General features: G+C 72.6%; 22 protein-coding genes. 6 read left to right on the forward strand and 16 right to left on the reverse strand.

The features are described from left to right. Positions 1–17 precede the first annotated feature (17 nt). On the reverse strand, positions 18–1,565 hold the full coding sequence (locus tag ACIGQF_RS29950; RefSeq protein WP_399716594.1) for a protein kinase: 1,548 nt from the start codon (positions 1,563–1,565) through the stop codon (positions 18–20). Positions 1,566–2,014: 449 nt separating this feature from the next. On the opposite strand from ACIGQF_RS29950, the gene ACIGQF_RS29955 reads away from it, so the two are divergent. Further along, positions 2,015–3,658 carry a protein kinase gene (locus ACIGQF_RS29955; RefSeq protein WP_399716598.1) on the forward strand — a complete coding sequence of 548 codons (1,644 nt, stop codon included), beginning with the start codon at positions 2,015–2,017 and terminating at the stop codon, positions 3,656–3,658. Between the two features lie 75 nt (positions 3,659–3,733). Here the strand turns inward: ACIGQF_RS29955 and ACIGQF_RS29960 are convergent, their stop codons facing one another. Beyond that, a complete protein-coding gene (locus tag ACIGQF_RS29960; RefSeq protein WP_361553497.1) occupies positions 3,734–4,303 on the reverse strand; it encodes a bacterial proteasome activator family protein in 570 nt (189 codons plus the stop codon). A 224-nt stretch (positions 4,304–4,527) separates the two neighbouring features. On the opposite strand from ACIGQF_RS29960, the gene ACIGQF_RS29965 reads away from it, so the two are divergent. Continuing rightward, positions 4,528–5,382, forward strand: coding sequence for a hypothetical protein (locus ACIGQF_RS29965; protein WP_399716601.1), 855 nt, complete (start codon positions 4,528–4,530; stop codon positions 5,380–5,382). A gap of 53 nt (positions 5,383–5,435) precedes the next feature. Here ACIGQF_RS29965 and ACIGQF_RS29970 read toward each other — a convergent pair whose 3' ends face one another. The 7 genes from ACIGQF_RS29970 to pdhA all read right to left on the reverse strand — a co-directional run bounded on the left by ACIGQF_RS29970 (position 5,436) and on the right by pdhA (position 14,369). Further along, complete coding sequence (locus tag ACIGQF_RS29970) at positions 5,436–6,416, reverse strand: NAD(P)H-quinone oxidoreductase (RefSeq protein ID WP_399716603.1); 981 nt, start codon at positions 6,414–6,416, stop codon at positions 5,436–5,438. A 113-nt stretch (positions 6,417–6,529) separates the two neighbouring features. After that, positions 6,530–7,717, reverse strand: a complete 1,188-nt coding sequence (locus tag ACIGQF_RS29975) for a potassium channel family protein (RefSeq protein ID WP_399716606.1) — start codon at positions 7,715–7,717, stop codon at positions 6,530–6,532. Further along, positions 7,714–9,738 (reverse strand): molybdopterin-binding protein, encoded by a 2,025-nt coding sequence (locus tag ACIGQF_RS29980; protein ID WP_399716608.1) that lies wholly within the window; start codon positions 9,736–9,738, stop codon positions 7,714–7,716. Before ACIGQF_RS29980 ends, ACIGQF_RS29975 begins: the two co-directional genes overlap by 4 nt. After that, a complete protein-coding gene (locus ACIGQF_RS29985) occupies positions 9,738–10,613 on the reverse strand; it encodes a DUF6457 domain-containing protein (protein WP_399716611.1) in 876 nt (291 codons plus the stop codon). The genes ACIGQF_RS29980 and ACIGQF_RS29985 overlap by 1 nt, the downstream gene beginning before the upstream one ends. Before the next feature lie 71 nt (positions 10,614–10,684). Continuing rightward, entirely contained in the window at positions 10,685–12,133 is a 1,449-nt protein-coding gene (locus tag ACIGQF_RS29990; RefSeq protein WP_399716614.1) for a dihydrolipoamide acetyltransferase family protein, read from the reverse strand. Then, positions 12,133–13,215, reverse strand: a complete 1,083-nt coding sequence (locus ACIGQF_RS29995) for an alpha-ketoacid dehydrogenase subunit beta (protein ID WP_399716617.1) — start codon at positions 13,213–13,215, stop codon at positions 12,133–12,135. The genes ACIGQF_RS29990 and ACIGQF_RS29995 overlap by 1 nt, the downstream gene beginning before the upstream one ends. Then, positions 13,215–14,369, reverse strand: a complete 1,155-nt coding sequence (gene pdhA / locus ACIGQF_RS30000) for a pyruvate dehydrogenase (acetyl-transferring) E1 component subunit alpha (RefSeq protein WP_399716620.1) — start codon at positions 14,367–14,369, stop codon at positions 13,215–13,217. Before pdhA ends, ACIGQF_RS29995 begins: the two co-directional genes overlap by 1 nt. A gap of 233 nt (positions 14,370–14,602) precedes the next feature. On the opposite strand from pdhA, the gene ACIGQF_RS30005 reads away from it, so the two are divergent. Continuing rightward, positions 14,603–15,091 (forward strand): Lrp/AsnC family transcriptional regulator, encoded by a 489-nt coding sequence (locus ACIGQF_RS30005; protein ID WP_361553471.1) that lies wholly within the window; start codon positions 14,603–14,605, stop codon positions 15,089–15,091. A gap of 42 nt (positions 15,092–15,133) precedes the next feature. On the opposite strand, the gene ACIGQF_RS30010 is transcribed toward ACIGQF_RS30005, so the two are convergent. Continuing rightward, positions 15,134–15,727, reverse strand: a complete 594-nt coding sequence (locus ACIGQF_RS30010) for a TetR/AcrR family transcriptional regulator (RefSeq protein WP_361553468.1) — start codon at positions 15,725–15,727, stop codon at positions 15,134–15,136. Between the two features lie 231 nt (positions 15,728–15,958). On the opposite strand from ACIGQF_RS30010, the gene paaN reads away from it, so the two are divergent. Next, positions 15,959–17,656 (forward strand): phenylacetic acid degradation protein PaaN, encoded by a 1,698-nt coding sequence (gene paaN, locus ACIGQF_RS30015; protein ID WP_399716624.1) that lies wholly within the window; start codon positions 15,959–15,961, stop codon positions 17,654–17,656. A gap of 9 nt (positions 17,657–17,665) precedes the next feature. Here the strand turns inward: paaN and ACIGQF_RS30020 are convergent, their stop codons facing one another. The 3 genes from ACIGQF_RS30020 to ACIGQF_RS30030 form a co-directional block, all read right to left on the reverse strand. Continuing rightward, complete coding sequence (locus tag ACIGQF_RS30020) at positions 17,666–18,337, reverse strand: TrmH family RNA methyltransferase (RefSeq protein WP_399717148.1); 672 nt, start codon at positions 18,335–18,337, stop codon at positions 17,666–17,668. A 110-nt stretch (positions 18,338–18,447) separates the two neighbouring features. Beyond that, complete coding sequence (locus ACIGQF_RS30025; RefSeq protein ID WP_399716627.1) at positions 18,448–19,773, reverse strand: HTTM domain-containing protein; 1,326 nt, start codon at positions 19,771–19,773, stop codon at positions 18,448–18,450. Next, positions 19,770–20,459, reverse strand: coding sequence for a DUF5819 family protein (locus ACIGQF_RS30030; protein WP_361553462.1), 690 nt, complete (start codon positions 20,457–20,459; stop codon positions 19,770–19,772). Before ACIGQF_RS30030 ends, ACIGQF_RS30025 begins: the two co-directional genes overlap by 4 nt. Before the next feature lie 232 nt (positions 20,460–20,691). Here ACIGQF_RS30030 and ACIGQF_RS30035 point away from each other — a divergent pair, with 232 nt between their 5' ends. After that, on the forward strand, positions 20,692–21,825 hold the full coding sequence (locus ACIGQF_RS30035) for an acyl-CoA dehydrogenase family protein (protein WP_399716631.1): 1,134 nt from the start codon (positions 20,692–20,694) through the stop codon (positions 21,823–21,825). A gap of 97 nt (positions 21,826–21,922) precedes the next feature. Here the strand turns inward: ACIGQF_RS30035 and ACIGQF_RS30040 are convergent, their stop codons facing one another. From ACIGQF_RS30040 to ACIGQF_RS30050, 3 genes are read right to left on the reverse strand one after another with little or no spacing between them, the layout of a single operon-like run. Beyond that, entirely contained in the window at positions 21,923–22,267 is a 345-nt protein-coding gene (locus tag ACIGQF_RS30040) for a rhodanese-like domain-containing protein (protein ID WP_361553456.1), read from the reverse strand. Between the two features lie 41 nt (positions 22,268–22,308). Then, positions 22,309–23,178, reverse strand: coding sequence for a hypothetical protein (locus ACIGQF_RS30045; RefSeq protein WP_399716635.1), 870 nt, complete (start codon positions 23,176–23,178; stop codon positions 22,309–22,311). Between the two features lie 21 nt (positions 23,179–23,199). After that, entirely contained in the window at positions 23,200–24,684 is a 1,485-nt protein-coding gene (locus tag ACIGQF_RS30050; protein ID WP_399716638.1) for a DUF2252 domain-containing protein, read from the reverse strand. 545 nt (positions 24,685–25,229) lie between these two features. On the opposite strand from ACIGQF_RS30050, the gene ACIGQF_RS30055 reads away from it, so the two are divergent. Then, a complete protein-coding gene (locus ACIGQF_RS30055; protein WP_399716640.1) occupies positions 25,230–25,664 on the forward strand; it encodes a MarR family winged helix-turn-helix transcriptional regulator in 435 nt (144 codons plus the stop codon). The last annotated feature ends 57 nt before the right edge of the window (positions 25,665–25,721 follow it).

The following is a 25,721-nucleotide window of genomic DNA, read 5'->3' on the forward strand; positions in this document are numbered from 1 at the left end:
TCAGATACCGGACCGGCTCACTCGCCGCCGTCCTCGTCCCCCGGCGGCGGGATGATCGGCGACGAGTCGTCGGTCGGCTCCGTCGTCGGCGCGGTCGGCTCGTCCGTCGGCTCGCCCGTGTCGGTCACCGTGGGGGTCGGGTCGTCGGTCGGCTCGTTCGTCGTCGGCGCGGTGTCCGTCGGCGTCGGGTTCCCGGTCTCCGTCGGCGTCTGGGTGTAGTCACCGGTGTTGCCGCCCGTACCGCCGGGCAGCGTCGCCTCCGTCGTCGGATCCTTCGACGGCGGCTCGGAGGTCTTCTCGTCCTTGCTCTCCGTCGCCGTGGGCGTCGGCTTCGGGTTCTTGTCGGGCTTGTCGTCGCCGGTGTTCTGCAGCGCGAAGACGACGCCCGCCACGACGGCGATCAGCGCCAGCGCGGCGATCAGCCAGACCTTGCCGCGGCCGCCGCCCTTGGAGCCGTGCGGACCGCCCTCGTAACCGCCGTCGTCGTCCCTGCCCTGCGGGAGGATCGGCTGCGCGGCCGTCGCGCCGTGCGTCGGGTGCGGCATCGCCGTCGTGGCCGCCACGCCCATGGCGGGCGTCGAGCCGCCCTCGTGCACGGCGACCGGCCCGGTGCTCCAGGTGCCGGTGTGGCCGCCCTGCTCGTGCAGCATCTGGAGCGCGTACTGGACCAGGCCGCGCATCTCCTCGGCGGTCTGGAACCGGTCGTCCGGGTCCTTCGCCAGCGCGCGCATGACCAGCCCGTCCAGCTCCGGCGGCACCTCCTCGGAGACCTCCGACGGCACCTTCGGCATGTCCTGCACGTGCTGGTACACCACGGACAGCGGCGTCTCGCCGACGAAGGGCGGGCGCAGCGCGAGCAGTTCGTACAGCAGGCAGCCGGTCGCGTACAGGTCGGAGCGGGTGTCGACGGTCTTGCCGAGCGCCTGCTCCGGTGAGAGGTACTGCGGCGTGCCCATGACCATGCCGGTCTGGGTCATCGTGTTCGACGCGCCGTGCAGGGCGCGCGCGATGCCGAAGTCCATCACCTTGACCGCGCCGCTGTTCGTGATGATCACGTTCGCGGGCTTGATGTCGCGGTGCACGATGCCGTGCTGGTGGCTGTAGGCCAGCGCCTCCAGCACCCCGGAGACGATGATCAGCGCCTGGTCCGGCGGCGGCGCGTCGGCGTTGAGCAGCAGATCGCGGATGGTGTGGCCCTCGACCAGCTCCATCACGATGTACGGGATGGTGTTGCCGCCGACCAGGTCCTCGCCGGAGTCGTACACGGCGACCACCGCGTGGTGGTTCAGCCCCGCGACGGACTGCGCCTCACGGGTGAAGCGGGCCTTGGAGACCGGATCCTCGGCGAGGTCGGAGCGCAGCAGCTTCACCGCGACCGTACGGCCCAGCCGTACGTCTTCGGCCGCGAACACCTCCGCCATGCCGCCTCGGCCCAGACGGCGCGTCAGGCGGTAGCGCCCGTCACCGACCAGACCGCCGTTGCCCCACATCTCCGGTGCGTCGGGGATATTGGAGCCGGTGGCTTCAGGATCGGACGGGCCCTGGGGGCTCTGCGTCTGTGCCATCGGTCCTCGCCGTCGAATCGATCCGCGTGTACGCGGTTATAAGTCTCGGTCTTCGCAAGAGCACGCTACAGGCTCCGCGGGGCGCACCGGTTTTGTGAAGGACCGGCCATCAAAGCGTGCACCGCTCACATGTCGCAAGTTCACTACGAGTGACCCTTTTGCCCTCTCGATGCTGACAGAGTCGTGACGAGTTTCTGACACGCTCGCGACAAGCCGCACGGGTGTTCCTGGCAGGCTCCTGACACGCGGCACGTCCGTGCGGGGTTGTTGCCCATCTGGTCACGGAACGGGCACGCGGCTTGACTGGCCGGAGGCCTGAGGCACACTTGGCTGCGGAATTCCAGAACCTGGCCCGCCGGTCGCATACCGGTCCCGGCCAGCAACAGAACAGCCCGACCAGTGCCGCGTACGGGTCAGTGCGGGCAGTGCGCCGAGGGGGAAACGGAAAGATGAGCCAGGACGGCGCACAGGGCCATGGCGCGGGCCGTGCGGTGGGGCGGGGACGCTACCAGCTTCGTGATCTTCTCGGCGCCGGCGGCATGGCCTCCGTGCACCTCGCGTACGACAGCGTGCTGGACCGCGAGGTAGCGATCAAGACGCTGCACACCGAGCTCGGCCGCGAGCAGGCCTTCCGCGAGCGCTTCCGCCGCGAGGCCCAGTCGGTGGCGAAGCTGTCGCACACCAACATCGTCTCGGTCTTCGACTCCGGCGAGGACGAGCTCGACGGCGGCATGACGCCCTACATCGTCATGGAGTACGTCTCCGGACAGCCGCTGCGCTCGGTGCTGGACGCCGACATCGCGCAGTTCGGCGCCATGCCCACCGACAAGGCGCTGAAGGTCACCGCCGATGTGCTGGCCGCCCTCGAGGTCAGCCACGAGATGGGCCTGGTCCACCGGGACATCAAGCCCGGCAACGTCATGATGACCAAGCGCAACGTCGTGAAGGTCATGGACTTCGGCATCGCCCGCGCCATGCAGTCCGGCGTCACCTCGATGACCCAGACCGGCATGGTCGTCGGCACCCCGCAGTACCTCTCGCCCGAGCAGGCCCTGGGCCGCGGCGTGGACGCCCGCTCCGACCTGTACTCCGTCGGCATCATGCTCTTCGAGCTGTTGACCGGGCAGCTGCCCTTCGACGCGGACTCGCCGCTGGCCATCGCGTACGCGCACGTGCAGGAGGAGCCTCCGATGCCCTCCAGCATCAACCGCTCGGTGCCGCCGGCGGTGGACGCGCTGGTCGCCCGGGCGCTGAAGAAGAACCCCAACGAGCGCTTCCCGACCGCCCAGGCGATGCAGGACGAGTGCCTGCGCATCGCCCAGGCCGGGCAGTCCGGCGCCTCGCCGGTGATCGTCGGCGGCCAGGGCCCGCGCACCAGCGGCGCCTCGGTGGCCTCCGCGGTCTTCCCCTCGGCGACCGGCACCCCGGGTACGGGCACGCCCAACGTGCAGAGCCCGTACACCCCGCCGCCCGCGAGCGGCCAGTTCGGCGGCTTCGGCCCGTCCACCCCGCCGCCGCCGAGCCACGCGTACCAGACGCCGGCCCCCGGCCCGTACCACGGCGGCATGCAGACTCCGCCGCCGTACACGATCGCGCCGCAGGGCGGCGGGCAGCAGGGCGGCGGCAAGAGCAACAAGCCGGTGCTCATCGGCTCCGCCGTGGTCGCCCTGATAGCCGTCGTCGCGGTGGTCATGGTCATCGCGCTCAGCGGCGGCGACCCGGACCAGCCCGGCCCGCGGGCCAACGGCAGCGAATCGCCGCAGCCCACCGCCTCCGCCACCGAGGACTCGGCGAACAAGGTCCAGCCCGAGCAGAAGGACCGGATCGTCGAGGCGAAGGAGTGCACGGAAGCGGTCAAGAGCTTCGACGACAAGTCGAAGATCATGATGCCGAACTTCTACAGCAAGAACCTCGCTTCGGTGAAGAACTGCATGCAGAAGGCCGGTTGGCAGTGGGACATCACCTACGAGAACAGCGAACCGATGTGGGGCAAGAACGCCGTCATCCGGCAGACGCCGGGCGAGAACGACAGCTACGACCCCAAGGGTGACCAGAAGATCCAGCTCGTCGTCTCGACGGGCAAGGCCGGCTGACGCCGGCGCCCGACGCACCTGCACCGAGGGGCCCTTCGCGCACACCGCGCGCAGGGCCCCTCGGTGCAGGTGGGATCAGAGGTACGGGCCGGAGCGGGCGCTGCCCCGGCCGGGGTGCTGAAGGTCGTCGTCCTCGGCGGGTACGGCGCCGGGCGGGAGGGCACGGCGCATCTGCTCCAACTGGGCTCGGGCGGCCATCTGCTGGGCGAACAGCGCGGTCTGGATGCCGTGGAACAGGCCTTCCAGCCAGCCGACCAACTGAGCCTGTGCGATACGCAGTTCGGCCTCGGTGGGCACGGAGTCGTCGGTGAACGGCAGGGACAGCCGCTCCAGCTCCTCCACCAGCTCGGGGGCCAGCCCGTCCTCCAGCTCCTTCACGGAGCCGGCGTGGATCTCCTTGAGACGAACCCGGCTCGCCTCGTCGAGCGGGGCGGCCTTCACCTCTTCCAGCAGCTGCTTGATCATGCTGCCGATGCGCATGACCTTCGCCGGCTGTTCGACCATCTCCGTCACCGGAACCTCGCGTGGCTCGTCGTCGCCGTCTCCGCCACCGGAGCCGCCTGCGCTGCCGAGAGCCATGCCGTCCGGGCCGACAACCAGGACGTGCGGGCTCTCCTGCGACCGTTCGTTCATCGGCATATCCATGCCGCCATTCTCTCGTACATGCACTTAAGAACAGTTGTGCCCCGGCGAACTATTGATCCACCCTCGCCCGGCGGGGCAGTCTCCGGACTTTCATGCACATCCATGGACATCATGTAAGTTCGACAACCTTTTAGGTGTTCTTTCTCCCTTTCCTGAGATGCCCTAATTGTCGGCTCATGTGAACCTGAAGACGTCACTCGAGGCTCGGCACGGGAGGGCACGGCGTGGGTTCAGGACTCCGCTCACTCATCGCCGCCGGACTGCTGACGGCAACCACCCTGTTCCCCGCCGTTCCCGCGGCCGCCGCTGCCGCCGGAGCGCCACCCGGCCAACTGCACGGGGCACGGCCGGGCGATCTGCCGCAGCCGCAGATCACCGACGGGCGGTCCGCCGGCCGGCTCCCGAGCGCCGCCTCCACCGGCCGCGGAACGGTCCCGGGCGCGCCGGCGGACCCGACCGCCGAGGACACAACGGGTGACGGCTCCGCGGGTGACGGCTCCACAGGGCGGTCACAGGGGCCCGGCTCCTCCCTGCCCTCCGGGTCGTCGGCGGTGCCGACAGGACCGGGGCAGAGCCCCTCGCCGTCCTCGACCGCCTCCGGCCCGAGCCCGTCCGCGAGCACCGGCTCGGCCACGCCGTCACCCACTCGGCCCACGTCGAGCCACTCGTCCTCCGACGGCCCGCCCAGTCGCACGGGCACCCCGGCCCGGCCCAGCGGCTCCGCCCCGGCCGGCACCGAGGGGACAAGCGGCCTCGGCACGCCCCAGGACTCCGACTCCGGCGCGGCGCTGCAGAGCCCCGGTACGTCGGACCGGCCGTCCGGCGAACGGCCCGGCAGCCCGCACCCGCCCCTGTCGCCGCGCGGCCAGGGGATGCACAACTGGCAGTCGCTGAGCCCGCCGGACGGCTCGCCGGCCACCGGGCCCACGGCGACCGGCCGTGAGACCACCGGCGCCCTCCGCCCGCCCTACGCCACCGAACAGGCCGCCCGGGTCGCCCGCGTCCTGCCTTTCGGCGCGGGTCTCGCGCTCACGGGGCTGGGGCTGGCGTTCATCGGGCTCCGGCTGCGGCGGCGGTGAGGGCGGGGCGGGCTTACGGGGGGGGTGGGGGCGGGCTTGCGGGGCGGTCCCGGTCAGCCGACCGTCAGGACGACCTTGCCGATGTGGCCGGACTCCTCCAGGATCCGGTGGCCCTCGGCGGCCTCCGCCATCGGCAGCGTACGGTCCACGATCGGCCGGACCTGGCCGTTCTCGATCAGCGGCCAGACGTGCTCCCGCACGGCGGCGACGATCGCGGCCTTCTCCTCGACGGGCCGGCCGCGCAGCGACGTCGCCGTGACCGCGCCGCGCTTGGCCAGCAGCGCGCCCAGGTTCAGCTCGCCCTTCCGGCCGCCCTGCAGGCCGATGATGGCCAGCCGCCCGTTGGTGGCCAGCGCCCGCACGTTCTGGTCCAGGTACTTCGCGCCGATGATGTCCAGGATGACGTCGGCGCCCCGGCCGTCGGTGGCGTTGCGGATCTCCTCGACGAAGTCCTGCTCGCGGTAGTTGATGAGCACGTCGGCGCCCAGCTCGCGGCAGCTCTCCAGCTTCTCGGCGCTGCCCGCGGTCACCGCGACCCGCGCGCCGACCGCCTTGGCCAGCTGGATCGCCATGGTGCCGATGCCGCTGGACCCACCGTGCACCAGCAGGGTCTCGCCGGGCCGCAGATGGGCCACCATGAAGACGTTCGACCAGACCGTGCAGGTCACCTCGGGCAGCGCGGCGGCCTGCGTGACGTCGATGCCCTTCGGGAGCGGCAGCAGCTGCCCGGACGGCACCGCCACCTGTTCGGCGTAACCGCCGCCCGCCAGCAGGGCGCAGACCTCGTCGCCGACCGCCCAGCCGCTCACGCCCGGGCCGACCTCGGTGATCGTGCCGGCGCACTCCAGGCCGGGGTAGGCGGAGGCGCCGGGCGGCGGGTCGTAGAAGCCCTGTCGCTGCATCACATCGGCGCGGTTGACGGCGCTGGCCGCGACCCGGACCAGCACCTCGCCCTCGGAAAGTTGCGGCGCGGGCACCTCGGCCCACACCAGGGCCTCGGGTCCGCCGGGTTCGGGAATGGTGATCGCACGCATGGCCGCGAGGCTACTCGCCTCCTCGGGCCGAGGCCGAGGGCGCTCCGGTAGGGGGCGGGCCGAAAGCCGCTGTTCGACCCCTGCCCTTTCAGCGGAGCGCCACCGGTACACGGTCAGTCGCCGAGGTCCTGTTCGTCCGCGCGGCGGATCACCCGGTCCTTCTCATCGGCTCGGCGCATCGGCTTCACTCCGCTGCCCGGCAGCCCCTGCGCGGCCGGGCGGCCCAGCTCCGCGCGGTCCTCGTCGGGCATCGCACGGACGATCGTGATCAGCCGGTCGGCATGCTGCAGCGGGCTCGCCGCCGGGTCGTCGTACGCCAGCAGCCGGTGGCCGCGCAGTACGGAAACGACCAGGTCACCGGTGTCCCGTACCGACTTGCCGACCTCCGCCTTCACCACCGGGCGCTCGATCAGGTCCAGGCCGCTGCCCTGCTGGATCAGGTCCTCCATGACCGTGCTCGCGCTCGGGCTGTTCACCGACAGGCCCAGCAGCCGGCCCGCCGCGCTCGCCGAGGTGATCACGGAGTCGGCGCCGGACTGCCGCAGCAGCGGGGCGTTCTCCTCCTCCCGCACGGCCGCCACGATCGTCGCCTTCTTGTTCAGTTGACGAGCGGTCAACGAGACCAGGACGGCGGTGTCGTCGCGCTGCGTGGCGATGATGATCTGCCGGGCGCGCTGCACCTCGGCACGCAGAAGTACGTCGCTGCGCGTGGCATCGCCGAGTACGCCCGCGAAGCCCTCGGCCACGGCCGAGTCGATCACCTTGGGGCTCGGGTCCACGATGACGATGCGGTCCCGGCCGGCGCCCGTGGCGCGCAGCGTCTGCACGGCCGACCGGCCCTTCGTACCGAAGCCGACGATGACGGTGTGGTCGCGCAAGGCGGTCCTCCAGCGATTGAGCCGCCACTGTTCACGGGTCCGCTCGGTGAGGACCTCCAGAGTGGTGCCGACCAGGATGATCAGGAACAGGACGCGGAGCGGCGTGATGAGCAGGATGTTCAGCAGCCGTGCGGTGTCTCCGTACGGGACGATGTCGCCGTACCCGGTCGTGGAGAGCGTGACGGTGGCGTAGTAGACGCAGTCGAGGAAGTCGACCGCGTTGTCGGCGTTGTCGTGGTATTCGTCGCGGTCCACCCAGACGATCAGGACCGTCAGCACCAGCACTATCAACGCCATCAGAAGCCGGCGGATCACCTGGCGCAGCGGAGCCTCGGGGGCGCGGCGCGGCAGCTGCACGCGGTGCGACACGTCCTCGGGGAGCTGCTGGTCACGCGCCGCGGCGTCGTGCATGGGGAGTTTCACGCGTGGCCTCCGTGGGCGCCCGTGTCCGGAGCCGTGGCGGTGTCCGATGCCTTGGCGGCGTCGGTGCCCGATGCCGTGGCAGTGAACGATTCGGGTGCCGTGGCAGTGAACGATTCGGGTGCCGTGGCAGTGAACGATTCGCGTGCCGTGGTCGCCGCGGACCAGGGCAGGTCCAGCAGTACGGCCGGTTCGCCCGCCGCGGCGCCGCCCGGCGGGATCACGGCCAGCGCGTCGGCGGCGGCGATGCCGCGCAGCATGGCGGGACCGTTGAAGTGGAGGGGGAGCGCCACCGCGCCTCCCTTCTCGTCGATGCGGCAGGCCACGGGGACCAGCCGGGTGTCATGCGGATGCCCGTGCACACCGTCGGCGAGGCACACCCGGCGGGGCTCGGAACGCGTACGGCCGGAGAGCGTACCGAGCAGCGGTTCGGCGAGCGTCAGCAGGCCCGAGACTGCGGCGAGCGGATTGCCGGGGAGGCCCACCAGGTGGCGTGGTGCGGGTGTTTCACGTGAAACACCCGCGGTGGCCTTCCGGGCACCGCGCCGGGCGGGCCGCCCGCGCGGCGCGGTGCCGTCCGCCGGGCCGAGCCGGGCGAGCAGCATCGGGTGGCCGGGGCGCACCTGGACGCCGTCCACGAGCAGTTCGGCCCCGAGGCGGCGCAGCACCGGGTGCACATGGTCGACCGGTCCCGCCGCCGTCCCGCCGGTCGTGATCACCACGTCCGCCGTGGAACCGGCGATGGCTTCGTACAACGTCGCCTCGTCGTCCGCGAGATGGCGCGGGCCGATGGTCTCCGCGCCCATGGCCCGCAGCCACGGGGCGAGCATCGGGCCGAGCGCGTCCCGGATGCGCCCGTCCTGCGGCAGCCCGCCGTGCAGCAACTCGTCGCCCAGGACGAGGATCTCCACCACCGGGCGGCGGTACGTCCACAGTTCGTCGTAGCCCGCGGCGGCGGCCAGGCCGAGCACGGCCGGGGTGACCGGGGTGCCGGGCGGCAGGAGCGGATCGCCGTTACGGCACTCCTGGCCGCGCGGCCGGATGTCCTGGCCGGGCGGCGCACCGCGAGGCGCGCTCAACAGCATTCCGCCGTCGGGCTGTTCCGTGGTCTCGCCGTGCTCGGAGCGGAGCACGGCCGAGGCGCCCGGTGGTATCCGCGCCCCGGTGGCGATCGGTACCGCGTGCCCGTCGGGAAGCGGCCGGGCGGGGCCCTGACCGGCGAGGATGCCGGCGGTCGCGGCGGGGGCGACGGCACGGGGAACGGTGAGGCGCCAGGGGCCGGGGCCGGAGACGGCCCAGCCGTCCATCGCCGAGGTGTCGAACGAGGGCAGGTCCGTGAGCGCCGTGAGCGCCCCGGCGAGCACCCGCCCCAGCGCCTCGGGCCCGAGCGGTACGCCCCCGGGCGCCAGCGGCCCGTCCACGGCATCCGCGGCGACAGCGCGCGCGTCGGGCCAGGGGGAGTGGGGGCGGGCACGGGGGTGGGAGCGGGAGTGGGCACCGGGCTGGGAAGCGCTGGGGCGGGGAGTACCGGAGGCGGGGGTGTCCGGCCGGGGAGCCCGTGCGGGGGAGGGCTCGATGGGCTCGATGGGCCTACCGGCCCTGGTGGGCTCCATGGGTTCGATGGACCTGCCGGCCCCGGTGGGCTCCGTGGGTCCGGAGCCGCCGGGCTGCGGCCCAGGAGGCTCCACTCCGGCTTCAGGGCGGGGCTCGTGGCGGCTGTTGCCCCACGGGGCGTGCCACGGGTCGAACCAGGGACGTTCGGGGGGCCGCTCGTCGGCCCGCTCACCCGAGTACGGCTCGGCTCCGGGCGACTCGACACCACGCGACTCGGTACCGCGGGTCGCCGCACCGCGGGACGCCGCGCCCTGTTGCACGGCGTCCGTCGTCCGGGGCTCGGCGCCCCGTTCCAGGCCGGGCCCCGCGCCCGTCGAACGGGCTGCCGGGTCCGCCGACCTCGCCCGCCCCGCGTTGGCGATGGCCAGCGCGTCGTCGAATTCGCCGGGGTCTCCGGTCGGACCCGGCATCATTCCCCCGCTTCCGCGGCCCAACGGTTCGCCAGCGCCGCCGCGCGCCTGCTGACCTCCGCCACGTCCAGACCCTGCTGGGCGGCGGCGTACCCGACGAGGAAGGTCGTCAGCGGAGCGGCCGGCCGGGCCACGCCGTGTGCCGCGTCCCGCGCCAGGTCGAGGAGGACGGCCGTGTCGACATCGAGTTCGATGCCCAGTTCGGCCTTGACTGCGGTGATCCATTCGTCCAACACGTGTCCATGCTCCCTGATGCGGGCGCGCGCCGCGCTGAGGGCCTCCCAGGTGTCGCAGTCGTACGAGGCCGTGGCCGTGTCGTCCCGTACCCGGCGCACCGTCAGTTCCGCGAGCAACGCCCGCAGCGGCAGCCCGGCGAGCCCGCCGTGCGCCGTGCGCAGCGTCTCCAGGGCCCGCCGCAGCGCAGCGGCCCGGTAGGCCGCCACGAGCGGCTGGTCCCGCCCGTCCGCGTCGACCAGCAGGGCACCGTCGGCCCCGGCCGACTCGCCCTGTGCGCCCTGTGCGCTCTGCAAGTCCTCCGTGTCCGCCACCGCCGCCAGCAGGGCGTCCACCGTCGCGGTGGTGAGGAAGGGCAGGTCGGCGGAGAGGACCAGCACCGTGCCGGCCGTGGTGTGCCGCAGGCCCGCGTCGAGCGCCGCGACCGGCCCGGCGCCCGGCGGGTCCTCCCGTGTCGTCACCACGGGGCGAAGGGTCGGCCGCTCCGGCCCGACCACCACGGTGCGCGCGGCGCCGGGGCAGGCGGCGAGCACCCGGTCCAGCAGGGACCGGCCGCCCACCGCGAGGGCGGGCTTGTCGGCGCCGCCGAGCCGGCGCGCCGCGCCCCCGGCCGGGACGATGGTGTCGTAGTCGGTCGTCACCCTCCGAGTATCACCGGGCCCCGGCGATCAACACCCCACCCGTACCCCGGGTTCGTCCCTGCGGCCGCCCGTCACAGCCCCCGCAGCAGTACCGCCGGCTGTTCCACGCAGTCCGCCACGAAGCGGAGGAAGCCGCCCGCGACGCCGCCGTCGCACACCCGGTGGTCGAAGGTGAGCGAGAGCTGTACGACGCTCCGTACGGCCAACTCCCCTTCATGCACCCACGGCTTGGCGGCTATGCGCCCGACGCCCAGCATCGCGGCCTCGGGGTGGTTGATGATCGGCGTGGAGCCGTCGACCCCGAAGACGCCGTAGTTGTTGAGGGTGAATGTGCCGTGCATCAGCTCCGAGGGTGCGAGCCGGCCGGCCCGGGCGGTCTCGGTGAGCCGGGCCATCTCCGCGGAGAGGCCCTCCGCCGTGCGGACGTGCGCGTCCCGTACCACCGGCACGACCAGGCCGCGGTCGGTCTGCGCCGCGAAGCCCAGGTGCACCTCGGGGAGCCGGACGACCTCCTGGTTCGCGGTGTCGACGGTGGAGTTCAGCTCCGGGAAGCGCGCGAGGGCCGCCGTGCAGATCCGGGCCAGCAGCGCGAGCAGCGAGACCTTCGGTCCGCCGGCCGCGTTCATGGCGCGGCGCACGGCGAGCAGCTCCGTGGCGTCGGCGTCCACCCAGCAGGTCGCATCCGGTATCTCCCGCCGGCTGCGGCTGAACTTCTCGGCCGCGGCACCGCGCATCCCCTTCAGGGGCAGCCGCTCGGCGCCCTCCGTCGCCGCAGGTCCGGTGCCCGCGGCAACGGCGCCCATGGCCTCGGCCTGCTCCGGTACGCGCAGCTCACGCTCCACGTCGGACCGCAGGATCAGCCCCTCGGGACCGCTCCCCCGCACCGTGCGCAGGTCCACACCGTGCTCCCGCGCCAGCCGCCGCACCAGCGGCGATATCACCGGCACGGGCCCGGCCGCACCGGACTCACGGGCCACCGCCCGGGACGAGCCGGCCTCCGCGGCTTCCTCACGCGCCCCGTCAGCCCCACCGGACCCAACGACCCCGGTGAGCCTGCCGGGGTCGACCCCACGGGCACCGCTCCCCGACGCCCCGGCCGCCCGGCTCCCCGTGCCAGCCGCCGGCCGTACCCGTCGCCTCCGCCCGGCCGGGGCGCTCGTCCCGTACCCCACCAGGACGTTCCCCGAGCCCTCGGACTTCTCGGAGGTGTCGGACGACTCGGCGGCCTTCCGCCGCGGCTCGGCTCCGGCGGGTCCGCCGTGGCCGCGCTCCGACGCGCCCACCGCGACCGTCACCAGGGGCGCGCCCACGGGCAGTTCGTCGCCCTCCGTGCCCATGCGGGCCGTGACGACGCCGCCGTACGGGCACGGCACCTCGACCATCGCCTTGGCCGTCTCGACCTCCACCACCGGCTGGTCGACGGCGACCACCTCGCCCACCTCGACCAGCCAGCGCACGATCGTCGCCTCGGTCAGCCCCTCGCCCAGGTCGGGCAGCGGGAACTCGCGCACCTCGGCCATCACGCACCACTCCCCTCGGGGCCGCCGGCGCCGCGCCCGGTGCCGTCCCCGGTCCAGTCGGACTCCCACTGCAGGCGCGCCACGGCGTCCAGGACGCGGTCGACGCCGGGCAGGTGGTGCCGCTCCAGCATCGGCGGCGGATACGGGATGTCGAAACCGGCGACCCGCAGGACGGGCGCTTCCAGGTGGTGGAAGCAGCGCTCGGTGATCCGGGCGGCGATCTCCCCTCCGGGACCGCCGAAGCCCGTGGACTCGTGAACGACGACGGCACGCCCCGTGCGCCGTACGGACGCGCACACCGTCTCGTCGTCGAACGGCACGAGGGAGCGCAGGTCCAGCACCTCCAGGTCCCAGCCCTCCTCGCGCGCCGCCTCGGCCGCCTCCAGACAGACCGGCAGCGACGGCCCGTACGTGATCAGAGTGGCGCTGCGCCCCGTACGGCGGATCTCCGCGCGGCCTATGGGCGCGACGGGCGTGGGCTCCTCGGGGGACCAGTCGGCCTTGGACCAGTACAGCCGCTTCGGCTCCAGGAAGACCACCGGGTCGTCGGAGGCGATCGCGGCCCGCAGCATGCCGTACGCGTCGGCGACGGTCGCCGGGGCGAGCACCTGGAGCCCGGGCGTGGCCATGTAGTACGCCTCGGAGGAGTCGCTGTGGTGCTCGACGCCGCCGATGCCGCCGCCGTACGGGATACGGATGGTCAGCGGCATCGGCATCGTGCCCCGTGTGCGGTTGCGCATCCGCGCCACATGGCTGACCAGCTGCTCGAAGGCGGGGTAGGCGAACGCGTCGAACTGCATCTCGACGACGGGCCGCAGGCCGTACATCGCCATGCCGACCGCCGTGCCGAGGATGCCGGCCTCGGCGAGTGCGGTGTCGCTGCAGCGGTCCTCGCCGAATTCGGCGGCGAGGCCGTCGGTGATCCGGAAGACGCCGCCGAGCTGCCCGACGTCCTCCCCCATGATGTGCACGGCCGGGTCCTCGGCCATGGCGTCCCGCAGCGCTCTCGTGAGGGCCTGCGCCATCGTGGCGGGCCTGCGCTCCGTCGCGGTCGCGCCCCCGGCGGCGGCTGCCGTGCTCATCAGTGCTCCCCTTCCGCTTCGATCTCGGCCCGCAGCTGGTCCGACTGCTCGCGCAGCTGGCCGGTCGGCGCTGCGTACACATGGGCGAAGAGATCCATCGGGTCCAGCGCCGGGTCGGCGTTCATCCGGGCGCGCAGCGCGCCGGCCATCTCCTCCGCCGCGTCCTTCGTCCCGCTCACGTAGCCGGGCGTCAGCAGGTCGCGCGCGGCCAGCTCGCGCTCCACCAGGGCGATCGGGTCGTGGTCGCGCCACTCCTCGACCTCGGCGTCGCTGCGGTAGCGGGTGGCGTCGTCGGCGTTGGTGTGCGCCTCCATGCGGTACGTCACCGCCTCCACGAGGGTGGGGCCACCGCCGCGGCGGGCACATTCGACGGCCTCGCCGAGCACTTCGTGCACCGCGGGCGCGTCATTGCCGTCCACCAGTCGGCCCGGCATGCCGTACCCCACCGCCTTGTGGGCGAGGGAGGGGGCTGCGGTCTGCTTGGCGAGCGGCACGGAGATCGCGAAGCCGTTGTTCTGCACCAGGAAGACGACCGGTGCCTGCCATACGGCCGCGAAGTTCAGCGCCTCGTGGAAGTCGCCCTCGCTGGTCCCGCCGTCGCCCACCATGGCGAGGGCGACGACGTCGTCGCCCTTGAGGCGGGCGGCGTGCGCGAGGCCCACCGCGTGCGGCAGCTGGGTCGCCAGCGGGGTGCACAGCGGCGCCACGCGGTGCTCGTGCGGGTCGTACCCCGTGTGCCAGTCGCCGCGGAGCAGGGTGAGCGCCTGCACGGGGTCCAGGCCGCGGGCGACGGCGGCGAGGGTGTCGCGGTAGCTGGGGAAGAGCCAGTCCCGCTCCTCCAGGGCCAGCGCCGCGGCCACCTCACAGGCCTCCTGGCCGGTGGAGGAGGGGTAGACGGCGAGGCGGCCCTGGCGGGTGAGGGCGGTGGCCTGGGTGTTGTACCGGCGGCCGCTGACCAGCTGCTCGTACAGCCGCTTCAAAAGGGCGGTGTCCACCTTGCCGGCGGCGTCCGTGCCCAGGACCCGGTAGGGCTCCTCGTCGGGCAGGAGGGGCCCGGGGTCGACGCGGGGGCGCCAGGCGGGCGGCGGGACAGGGCGGTCGCCGGTCGCGGTGCTGCCGTGCCTGCTGCTGCCGGGCTGCTCGAGGACCGTCATGAGGGCACCTCCTCGGTTCGAAGGGGGTGGCGCTGTGCGCCTCGTACGGGGTGGGGACGGGCGGCTGAAGGGAAAACTGCGATACAGGGGCACCGGCCGGTGGGCCGTACCCCTCCCTACCGATTGTTCGGTTGCCGACACATTTTGGCTACAGGCGGGGGAAGCCTGTGGACAATCGGTTCTGCACAGCCTGGAATGGAGTCAGGACGTCCAAGAAGGGGAGACGGGACGGCATGCCGGACGAACAGATGGTCAATCCCGCCGGACGGCAGCCCGTCCGCGCGCTGGACGCCGTGGACCGCGACATCCTGCGCATGCTCCAGACCGACGGCCGGGCGTCGATACGGTCCGTGGCCGACCGCGTGCACATCTCCCGCGCCAATGCCTACGCGCGGATAAACCGGCTCCTGGACGACGGCGTGATCCGCGGCTTCAGCGCCCGAGTGGACCAGGAACGCGCAGGCCAGGGCGCCTCGGCGTACATCACGCTGAAGATCGTGCAGAACTCCTGGCGCACGGTCCGCGAAGCGCTCCAGGCGCTGCCGGGCGCCGCCCACATCGCGCTGGTCAGCGGGGATTTCGATGTCCTGCTGCTGGTCCACACGCAGGACAACCGGGCGCTGCGGGAGCTGGTCCTCACCCGCATCCAGTCGATACCGGAGGTGCTCTCCACCCGCACCCTGCTGGTTTTCGAGGAGACCGACCTCGAACCGGAGGGCTGACCCGCCGGTCCGGGCGTCCGGCGCGGCGGGAGCCGTGCGGGGTCAGGCCTCGTTGCGCAGGCCCGCGAAGGCGGTGCGGACCACGGCGTCGGCGACCTCTTCGCTGCTCGCCGAGCCGCCGCGGCCCGGCCGGTACCACTCGACGATCGAGTTGATCATGCCGAAGAGCAGCCGCGTCGCCAGCCGGATGTCGGCGTCCGGCCGCAGGTCGCCCTCGGCGGCCGCCGCCTTCAGCAGCTCGGCGACCTCGTTGTCGAAGTCGCGGCGGCGCTCCATGGCCCACCGCTCCGTGTCGGTGTTGCCCCGTACCCGCAGCAGCAGCGTCACGTACGGCAGCTCCGCGATCAGCACCTCGACCTCGCGCCGGGTCACGTACTCCAGCCGCTCGATCGCCCGCCCCTGGGTCGCACCCGACTCCTGGAGCACGCCGAAGAGGCCGTCCAGCGCCCGGCTTATGGCCCGCCGCAGCAGCTCTTCCTTGCTGCGCACGTGGTGGTAGATGGAGGACTTGGAGATGCCGGCGGCCCGGGAGAGGTGCTCCATGGACGTGCCGTCGTACCCGCGCTCGTTGAACACCTCGACGGCGACCGCGAGCAGCGAATCGGGCGTGTAGGTGTCGCGCTTGGCCATGGTCATGATTACAGCAGCTTTCCGGACGGGGCCGCGCAGCGGACCGGGGAGCGGGACGGAACGGCGGCAGGCGGGAGAGCGGCGGGGTCCCGGGGCCGCGACGCCGCCATGGTGACCGGCGCGTCCGCGGAGTTTTCCACAGGCTTTCCAAGCCCCCTTGCCCCGACCGATCGTTCGGTTACTCTAGCTCCGTTGCCTGTCCGCTCCCAGCCTGATCGACGAGGAGTTGGTTCCCCGATGGCCGCCGACCCGACCACCACGCAGCTGATCGAGAAGCACCGCCCCACGCTCGACAAGGCGCTGGAAACCATCCGCAGCCGCGCGTACTGGTCCCCGCACCCGGAGCACCCCAAGGCGTACGGCGAGAATGCCGCGCCCGAGGGCCAGGCCGCCTTCGACGCCCTCCGCGGCACCCGTTTCGAGCTGGACCAGCCCGGCACCGACGGCTGGACCGGCCAGGAGGTCTCGCCGTACGGCATCGAGCTGGGCATCTCCTACCCGCATTCCGACCCCGACGTCCTGCTGCCCGCCATGCGCGCGGCGATGCCGGCCTGGCGGGACGCCGGGCCCGAGGCCCGCGCCGCGGTGTGCCTGGAGATCCTCGCCCGCATCAGCGCCCGCACCCACGAGTTCGCGCACGCGGTGATGCACACCAGCGGCCAGGCGTTCATGATGGCGTTCCAGGCCGGCGGGCCGCACGCCCAGGACCGCGGCCTGGAGGCGGTGGCGTACGCCTACGCCGAGCAGACCCGCACCCCCGGCGAGGCCTCCTGGTCCAAGCCGCAGGGCAAGCGCGACCCGCTGGAGCTCAGCAAGACCTTCCAGGCCGTCCCGCGCGGCGTCGCCCTGATGATCGGGTGTAACACCTTCCCCACGTGGAACGGCTACCCGGGCCTCTTCGCCTCCCTGGCCACCGGCAATGCGGTGCTGGTCAAGCCGCATCCGCGGGCCGTCCTGCCGCTCGCCCTCACCGTCCGCGCAGCGCGCGAGGTGCTCGCCGAGGCAGGCTTCGACCCGAATCTCGTCGCGCTCGCCGTGGACCGCCCCGACGAGGGCCTGGCCAAGGTCCTCGCGCTGCGCCCCGAGGTCCGCGTCATCGACTACACCGGCTCCACCGCGTTCGGCGACTGGCTGGAGGAGAACGCCCGCCAGGCCCAGGTGTTCACGGAGAAGGCCGGCGTCAACACCGTCGTCATCGACTCCACGGACGACTACAAGGGCATGCTCGGCAACCTGGCGTTCTCGCTGTCCCTCTACAGCGGCCAGATGTGCACCACCCCGCAGAACCTCCTCATCCCCCGGGACGGCATCACCACGGACGCCGGGCGCAAGTCGTACGACGAGGTCGTCGAGGACCTCGCGGGCGCCGTGCAGAAGCTGCTCGGCGACGACGCCCGGGCCAACGCCCTGCTCGGCGCGATCGTGAACCCCCAGGTCGCCGAGCGCATCACGGCCGCACCGGAGCTCGGCGAGGTCGCGCTGCCCTCCCGCGAGGTGACGCACCCCGACTTCCCCGGCGCCACGGTCCGCACGCCCGTCGTCGTCAAGGCGGACGGCGAGCGGAAGCAGTGGGAGAGCGCGGACGCCGAACCGCCCTTCCTGTCCGAGTGCTTCGGCCCCGTCTCCTTCGCCGTCGCGGTGGACTCCACGCCGGAGGGCGTGGAGCTGCTGCGCCGTACGCTGCGCGACAAGGGCGCCATGACCGTCGGCGCGTACACCACCTCTTCCGAGGTGGAGCGGCTGGTCGAGGAGGCCTGCCTGGAGGAGTGCGCGCAGCTGTCGCTGAACCTCACGGGCGGGGTGTACGTCAACCAGACCGCGGCGTTCTCCGACTTCCACGGCTCCGGCGGCAACCCGGCGGCGAACGCCGCGCTGTGCGACGCGGCATTCGTGGCCAACCGGTTCCGGACGGTGGAGGTGCGCCGGCAGGCCTGACCCGCGCCCCTACGCGGGGCCTTCGATGCGGGCGTGGCGGCCGATCCAGGCGTGCATGGCGATGGCGGCCGCCGCCCCCGCGTTGATCGAGCGGGTCGAGCCGAACTGCGCGATCGAGCAGACCATCGCGGCGTGCGCCCGGGCGTCCTCCGTGAGGCCCGGACCTTCCTGGCCGAAGAGCAGTACGCAGCGCCGAGGCAGTTCCGTGGTCTCCAGCGGGACGGCGCCGGGGAGGTTGTCGATCCCGATGATCGGCAGGTCCTCGGCGGCCGCCCAGGCGGTGAGGTCGGCGGTGTCGGGGTGATGGCGTACATGCTGGTAGCGGTCGGTCACCATCGCGCCCCGCCGGTTCCAGCGCCGCCGGCCGACGATGTGGATCTCCTTGGCCAGGAAGGCGTTGGCGGTCCGTACGACCGAGCCGATGTTGAAGTCGTGGCCCCAGTTCTCCACCGCCACATGGAAGTCGTGGCGGCGGGTGTCCAGGTCGGCGACGATCGCCTCGCGGGACCAGTAGCGGTACTGGTCGACGACGTTGCGCCGGTCACCGTGCGCGAGCAGCTCCGGGTCGTACCGCTCGTCCTGCGGCCAGGGCTCCGGGTGCGGCCCCACCCCGACGACCGTCGCGAACCCCTCGTCGTACTGCACGGGTTCGGCGGTCCGCGCGGACTCGTCGGGGAGGATCGTCGCCGCGCCGGTGGTGCGCGGGCCGGAGGTCTCCCGGCCGCTGCCGGTGGTGTCCTGACCGCTGCCGGTGGTGTCCTGACCGCTGCCGGGAGCGGTGTTCTCGCTGCTCACCCCACGAGCGTATGGCCACCGCCGGATTCCCGCGTACGAGCCCCCGGCCCGTCGGCCGGCTCCGGCCCGGCCTCCGGCGCCGCGGGCGCGGACCGCGGGGCGCTGCCCGGGAGCAGCCGGGCGCGGAGGGCCGAGGCGCGCGCCCCCAGCCACCGCAGGAAGTTCGTCGGCAGGAAGACCGCGTCCGCCGCCACCATCGCGAGGGAGAAGAACGGCAGTCCGAGGAGCACCGCGATCGACAGGTGCTCCAGGATCATGGCCACCAGCAGGACGTTCTTCAGGCGCCGGTTGAAGAGCGTGAAGGGGAACGCGACCTGCACGATCACCGTGCCGTAGGTGATCAGCATGATGAGCAGTCCGCTGCCCGCGAGCAGCGCGGACAGCTCGGGCCACGGCGAGAAGTAGTCCAGGTGCATCGGGTAGAAGACCGCGGTGCCGTCCTGCCAGCGGCCACCCTGGATCTTGTACCAGCCGGCCGTGGCGTAGATCAGGCAGACCTCGACCACGATGACCAGCAGCGCGCCGTTGTGCGCGAGGTCGGCGACGGTGTTCAGGACCGCACGCGGCTCGCCCGGCGCGTAGCGGCGCACCCACCACCACGCGCCGTGCGCCAGCCACAGCGTCCACAGCGTCAGGCCCCAGCCCACGTGCGGGAACGGCCCGTCGCCCGTCCACTCCAGCCCGTACAGTCCCGCCAGCTGGGCGAGCGCGAGGACGAGCCCGAGGACCGACCACAGCACGATGCCGGTCGCGTCCCGGCCGGGCACGTCCCCGGCGCCCGCCGCTGCCGCCCGCCGCGCGCGCCGCGCGTCCAGCGACCAGACCTGCCCGCACCGGGTCAGGACCAGGTACATCGACATCAGGTGGATGACGTTGTCGCCGCCGTCCCCGAGGAAGATGCTGCGGTTCTGCAGCGACAGTACGCCGATCATGAACAGCACCGACATGGTGCGGGTGCGCCAGCCGACCATCAGCAGCGCGCTGGAGAGCATCGCCAGCGCGTACACCAGCTCGAACCAGCCGCGCCCGTCGGACCAGACCAGCACCGAGAACGCCCCGTTGCTGTCGAGCAGCCGGCGGGCCATGTCCAGGCTGAACGCCCCGTCCGGCCCGTAGAGCTCATGGCGGTTCGGCCACTCGCGCAGCAGGAACAGCAGCCAGGTCATGGCGAAGCCGATACGGATCACCGCGGACTGGTACGGGGCGAACGGGCCGGCCGTGACGCGGGCGAACCCGCGGCCGATCACGCGCTCTATCCAGGTGTCGCGTACGACGTAGTCCTGCTCGTCGGTGCTCCCGCGCTCCGTGGCATGGGTGGTCACTGGTTGCTCGCCCCCTCGGGCAGGTCGTCGACGGTGACCGGCCACCAGGGCAGCACGCGGTACACGGGCTTGGTGCTGATCTTCTCCGCGCTCCACGGCGGCGGGCTCACCGGCGTCGTCACCGACCGGAACTCCACCCGGCCGACCGTGCCGCCGGCCGCCGTCCACTGCTCGCCGAGGCGGCCCAGCGCGATCCGCCGCAGATAGCGCTCGGAGAGCTCACCGCGGAGGCCGGTGGCGCGGTTCTGTTCGTCGTGCGAACCGACGAAGGACTCCCAGGCGCGGCGCAGCTGATTCTGCTGCGTATGGCTGGGGAAGAGGTTGTGGTGAATGGCCCGGCCGTCGCGCGCCGACAGGTCGGTCCAGCCTGTCGTGCGGGCGCTGCCGCCGTCCCCGGGGCGTATCTCCGCGCGGACCTGTACCGAGACGTTCTGCTGCAGCGGATTGGGCGCGAACAGCTTCCAGTTCTGCTCGTACTCCGGGTAGACGTAGTCGCCGACCGCCGCGCCGTGCGCCTTGGTGAGCGTGTTCGACGGGGCGACGTGCAGGAACATCATCGCGATATGGACCAGCGCGGCGACCGCGATCCCGCCCGCGACGGTCGCCAGCACGATCCTCGAGGGCAGTGAGAGCGCGGACGCCGGTGGTGTCTCTGGTGGTCGCGATTCCTCCGCGTATGACTGCATTCCTGCCCCGTTTCCCGGTCCTGTGCGGGCCGTCCCGCCACGGAACCGTACCCAGGAGGCGTGCGCGGCGACAGTGATCCCCCGGTTGTGCACAGGCTCGGCACGTCCCCGTGCCGCCCGGGCGCCCCGTACGGATGGCACCGGCCGCACCACACCCACCCATCGCCCTTCCCCATTCCTGCAACCTGTTCTACCTTGCAGCCCCCAACGGTGCGTGCGGAAGGACAGACCCGTGGACTTCACCTTCACCGAGGAACAGCAGGCGGCCGCGGAAGCGGCCGAGGCCGTCTTCTCCGGAGTCATCCCCGACGCCGTCCCCTCACCCGCCCTCACCGCCGGAGCCGTCGCCGACGACATCGACCGCGGCCTCTGGCGCACCCTGGCCGACGCCGACCTGCTCTCCCTCTGCCTCGACCCCGCGTACGGCGGCACCGGACTCGACCCCGTCGCCCTCTGCCTCGTCCTGCGCGAAGCCGGCAAGTCCCTCGCCCGCGTACCGCTGCTGGAGACCACCGCCGCCGCCCTCGCCCTGCAGACGTACGGCGCCCCCGCCCTCGGCGAGGAGACGCTGCCCCGCGTCGGCCGCGGCGAACTGGTCCTCACCGCCGCCGGCGCCGGTCGCACGGGCCACGAGCCCGCCGAACTGGCCGTCACCGCACACCGCGAAGGCGCCCACTGGACCCTGGACGGCACGCACACCGCCGTGCCCTGGGCCCACAGCGCCGATCACCTCCTGCTCCCCGCCCACACCCACGACGGCGCCGCCGTACTCGCCCTCGTCCCCCGCGACCACCCCTCCGTCACCCTCACCGAGCAGACCTCCACCAACGGAGAGCGGTACGCCGAGGTACGCCTGGACGCCGCACGGCTCACCGACCACGAGATGATCACCGACCCGGACGCCTGGGAACGGCTGCGGCAGCTCCTCACCGTCGGCACCTGCGCGCAGGCCCTAGGGCTGGGCGAGCGCGTCCTCGCCATGACCGCCGCGTACACCGGCACCCGCGAACAGTTCGGCCACCCCGTCGCCACGTTCCAGGCCGTCGCCGTACAGGCCGCCGACCGGTACATCGACCTGCGGGCCATGGAAGCCACCCTCTGGCAGGCAGCCTGGCGCCTCGGCTCCGGCGCACCCGGCGCCCTGCCACCGGCGGGCGACGTGGCCGTCGCCAAGATCTGGGCCGCGGAGGGCGTACGCCGCGTCGTACAGACCGCGCAGCACCTGCACGGCGGCTTCGGCGCCGACACCGACTACCCGCTGCACCGCTACCACGCCTGGGCCAAGCAACTGGAGCTCACCCTCGGCTCCGCACCGGCCCATGAGGAAGCCCTGGGAGACCTGCTGGCCGCCCACCCACTGGGGTGAAACGCCTCCCCCTGCAAGCAGACCTGAAAAACGGCGGCGCCCCGCCCCACGTTTCACGTGAAACAGAGCGCCGCCGCCAACAACCCTCGGTCGGGCGTCAGATGACCACGCCGGTCCCGCCCTCATCGGTGACCACCGGACGACCGGCGGCCTCCCATGCCTGCATGCCGCCGTCGACGTTCACCGCGTCGAGGCCCTGCTGCACCAGGTACTGCGTCACCTGCGCCGAACGGCCCCCCACCCGGCACAGCACATACACCTTGCCGTCCTCGGGCGCCTTCTCCGTCAGCTCGCCGTAACGCGAGACGAAGTCACTCATCGGGATGTGCAGGGCACCCTCGGCGTGCCCGGCCTTCCACTCGTCGTCCTCCCGCACGTCCAGCAGGAAATCCGCAGGCGCGAGCGCATCGACACCAACCGTGGGCACAGAACCGAAATGCATGGACACGACGCTACCCGACCGGCGTCCCCGCACGCGCCGCGCTATCCGACCAGCTGCGCCAGCCGCTGCTCGCGCTCCGCGACATCCGCCAGCAGCTTCTCCGCGATCTCCTCCAGCAGCGCGTCCGGATCCGCCGGCGCCATCTTCAGCATCTGACCGATCGCACTGTCCTCCAGCTCCGCCGCGAGCGCCGTCAGCAGCTCCTTGCGCTCGGCCAGCCACTCCAGCCGCGCATACAGCTCCTCGCTCTCGCTCAGCAGCCGCTCCTGCGGTACCGGCCCGGCCTCCCACTCCGCCGCCAGCTCCCCCAGCGCCCCTTCGTCACCCGCGGCGTACGCGGCATTGACCCGCACGATGAAGGCGTCCCGGCGCTCCCGCTCCCGCTCGTCCTGCGCCAGGTCCGGATGCGCCTTCCGCACCAGCTCCCGGTACACCTTGCGGGCCTCCTCGCTGGGCCGCACCTTCTGCGGCGGACGTACCGGCTGGTCCGTGAGCATCGCCTGCGCCTCAGGCCACAGGCCCTCCCCGCCCATCCAGCCGTGGAACAGTTCCTCCACACCCGGCATCGGCAGCACGGCGGCACGGAGCTCCTGCGCCCTGCGCGCGTCCTCCGGATCGCCCGACCGCGCGGCGACAGCCTCCGCGATCTGCGCGTCCAGCTCGTCCAGCCGCGAGTACATCGGCCCGAGCCGCTGGTGGTGCAGGCGCGAGAAGTTCTCGACCTCCACCCGGAAGGTCTCCACCGCGATCTCGAACTCGATCAGTGCCTGCTCGGCCGCCCGCACGGCCTGCGCCAGCCGTGCGGTCCCCGCGTCACTTCCCTCGGGGCCGCCCGCCGCCGGGCCCTGCGGGCCTCCGCCACCGCCGGCTGCCTGGCCGTCCTGCCCGTTCTCCGCTTGCGAGTTCGTCACCCGGCCACCCTACGGCCCGGCTCACACTCCCGGCTCCGCGGCCATCCGGCCGTTGCGCACCGCCGTCACCAGCTCCTCGTGGTCCGCCTCCGTACGGTCCGCGTACGCCACCGCGAAGGCGGCCACCGCGTCGTCCAGCGCCTCGTTCTTCCCGCAGTACCCGGCGACCAGCCGTGGGTCGACACTGTGCGCATGCGCCCTGGCCAGCAGCGCACCGGTCATCCGCGCGTAATCATCCAGCTCGTCCGCGGGCAGCGCCGCCGGATCCACGCTCCCCTTGCGGTTGCGGAACTGCCGCACCTGGAACGGCAGCCCCTCCCGGCGCCCGCCCGCCGCCTCCGCGCCGTCCACCGTCGTCCAGCCCAGCAGCATGTCGCTCACCACCTGCATCCGCTTCTGGCCCAGCACCACCCGGCGCGCCTCGTGCTCCACCGGCGCCATCTCGAACCCCGCCTTCTGCACGTACGGCGCCAGCGCCGACCCACGGACCTCCTTCACCTGCAGGATCAGCGGCTCACCCCGCAGATCCACCAGCAGGACGACGTACGATCGCAGGCCCACACTGCCCGTGCCGACCACGCGGAACGCCACATCGTGCACCGCGTACCGGGACAGCAGCGGCAGCCGGTCCTCGGGCAGCGTCCGCAGGTACCCGCCGAGCGACGAGACCACCGCCGCGGCCTCCGCGTCCGGCACCCGCCACAGCACGGGCGGCGCATCCACGAACCGCCGCAGCCCACTCCCACGACGGCCATCGGCACCCCTCGCTCCGCCGTCGCCAGGCCCGGCACCGGAGTCGTCCGGCACCACCTCGGTCGCCTTCGCCGCGAACCGCGCGCTGGTGTTCTTGCGCGCCTTGTCCATGACGTGCTGCAGAGTGCCCACCAGGTCCCGGGCGTCGGCGTGCGAGACCAGGTCCTCGTCCACGATGGCGTTCCACGCGTCGAGCGCCGGCATCCGCGCCAGCAGCCGCATCGTGCGGCGGTACGCGCCCGCGGCGTCCCGCGCCGCGTCCCGGCAGGTGTCCTCGCCGACCCCCGCTTCACGGCCCGCCAGGACGAACGAGGTGGCCAGCCGCTTCAGGTCCCACTCCCACGGCCCCCGCAGGGTCTCGTCGAAGTCGTTCAGATCGATCACGAGCCGCCCGCGCGCATCGGCGTACAGACCGAAGTTCGCGGCATGCGCGTCGCCGCAGATCTGCGCCGCGATGCCCGTAACGGGCGTGGTCATCAGGTCGTACGCCATCAGCCCGGCCGAACCGCGCAGGAAGGCGAACGGCGAGGCCGCCATCCGGCCGACCCGTATCGGAATCAGCTCCGGAATGCGCCCGGCGTTGGACTCCTCCACGGCCGCCACGGCGTCGGGACGGCCCGCCCCGAGAGCCGGCTCACCGAGCGCGGACCGCGGAACCGTCTCCCGCAGCCCCTTACCGACCGCCTTCGGCCCGGGCCCGACATCACCGCGCCGCGCAAAACCACTGACGTAGGGGAGACGAAGAGATTCCATGCCGGGTCCTTTGGGATCGGGGCCGGGGCCGGGGTCGGGGTCGGGGGTGCGAAAAGTGGGCGGCCGGGGCCGGGCGCGGCTAGCTGGGGTGGGGAGTGGCGGGGGGATCGGGGGCTGGGGGATCGGGGGCGGGGGGATCGGGGCGGGCGGAATGGGCGCGGGACGGGCGGAATCGGCCCAGGGGTGAGGCGGGGGATGGGGGCGCGGGGCGGGGGAGGCGGGTGGAGGAAGCCTCGCCGAACCGTTTCCCCTCTCTCCCGGGGGCCCCGCCCCCACCCCTCCCCAACCCCCTCACCACCCGCCCCATCAGGCCATCCATCCCCGTCTTTTCGGTCGGATGCCGCGTGCGGAATGTTGATGGAGATGACGCTACCGACAGGCAGCGTCGGGCGGCAGGGCCTGTGGATAACTTGCGGGAGAGGGTCGGGAGAGGGTGCGGAACAGACGGCTCACACGGCTCGGACGGCTGCTCACGCGCCACACGCCGACTTACACAACCACACAATAAGTTGTAATATGCAACAAAATCACGAAAGGCAAAGACAGTGGCAAAGCGAGACGACTCCGTCGGGATCATTCAGCAGGAGCTGACCGCGTTCGCGCGTCGCGCCCGCGCCATCGCGGCCCGGATGCACCCCGAGCTCTCGCTCGTCTCGTACACCCTCCTCGCCCACCTGGACGACCAGAAGGGCTGCCGCGCCACCGACCTCGCCGCGCATTACCTGCTGGACAAGTCCACGGTGAGCCGACAGATCTCCGCGCTGGAGCGGCTGGGCTTCGTCGAGCGCCGCGTCGACCCCGACGACCATCGCGTCCAGGTGCTGCACCCCACCGAACTGGGCGCCCAGGTACTGGCCAGCGCGGGCGCGCAGCGCCGCCAGGCCTTCACCGACCGGCTGGCCGCATGGAACGACGCGGATCTGGAGCGTTTCGCCTCGTACCTGCTGCGCTACAACGAGGCACAGCAGCAGCTGGGCTGATCGCGCGCCCACCGCTCAAAGCCGATCGCACGCCCGCCGCTCAAAACGGCACCGGGC

It is taken from the genome of Streptomyces sp. NPDC053560, assembly GCF_044544605.1.
GTDB lineage: Bacteria > Actinomycetota > Actinomycetes > Streptomycetales > Streptomycetaceae > Streptomyces.

Coding starts and splice junctions, on each gene's coding strand:
- ACIGQF_RS29950 (WP_399716594.1), bottom strand. CDS start 1,565: ATGGCACAGACGCAGAGCCCCCAGGGCCCGTCCGATCCTGAAGCCACC.
- ACIGQF_RS29955 (WP_399716598.1), top strand. CDS start 2,015: ATGAGCCAGGACGGCGCACAGGGCCATGGCGCGGGCCGTGCGGTGGGG.
- ACIGQF_RS29960 (WP_361553497.1), bottom strand. CDS start 4,303: ATGGATATGCCGATGAACGAACGGTCGCAGGAGAGCCCGCACGTCCTG.
- ACIGQF_RS29970 (WP_399716603.1), bottom strand. CDS start 6,416: ATGCGTGCGATCACCATTCCCGAACCCGGCGGACCCGAGGCCCTGGTG.
- ACIGQF_RS29980 (WP_399716608.1), bottom strand. CDS start 9,738: ATGCCGGGTCCGACCGGAGACCCCGGCGAATTCGACGACGCGCTGGCC.
- ACIGQF_RS29990 (WP_399716614.1), bottom strand. CDS start 12,133: ATGGCCGAGGTGCGCGAGTTCCCGCTGCCCGACCTGGGCGAGGGGCTG.
- ACIGQF_RS29995 (WP_399716617.1), bottom strand. CDS start 13,215: ATGAGCACGGCAGCCGCCGCCGGGGGCGCGACCGCGACGGAGCGCAGG.
- pdhA (WP_399716620.1), bottom strand. CDS start 14,369: ATGACGGTCCTCGAGCAGCCCGGCAGCAGCAGGCACGGCAGCACCGCG.
- ACIGQF_RS30005 (WP_361553471.1), top strand. CDS start 14,603: ATGCCGGACGAACAGATGGTCAATCCCGCCGGACGGCAGCCCGTCCGC.
- ACIGQF_RS30010 (WP_361553468.1), bottom strand. CDS start 15,727: ATGACCATGGCCAAGCGCGACACCTACACGCCCGATTCGCTGCTCGCG.
- paaN (WP_399716624.1), top strand. CDS start 15,959: ATGGCCGCCGACCCGACCACCACGCAGCTGATCGAGAAGCACCGCCCC.
- ACIGQF_RS30030 (WP_361553462.1), bottom strand. CDS start 20,459: ATGCAGTCATACGCGGAGGAATCGCGACCACCAGAGACACCACCGGCG.
- ACIGQF_RS30040 (WP_361553456.1), bottom strand. CDS start 22,267: ATGCATTTCGGTTCTGTGCCCACGGTTGGTGTCGATGCGCTCGCGCCT.
- ACIGQF_RS30050 (WP_399716638.1), bottom strand. CDS start 24,684: ATGGAATCTCTTCGTCTCCCCTACGTCAGTGGTTTTGCGCGGCGCGGT.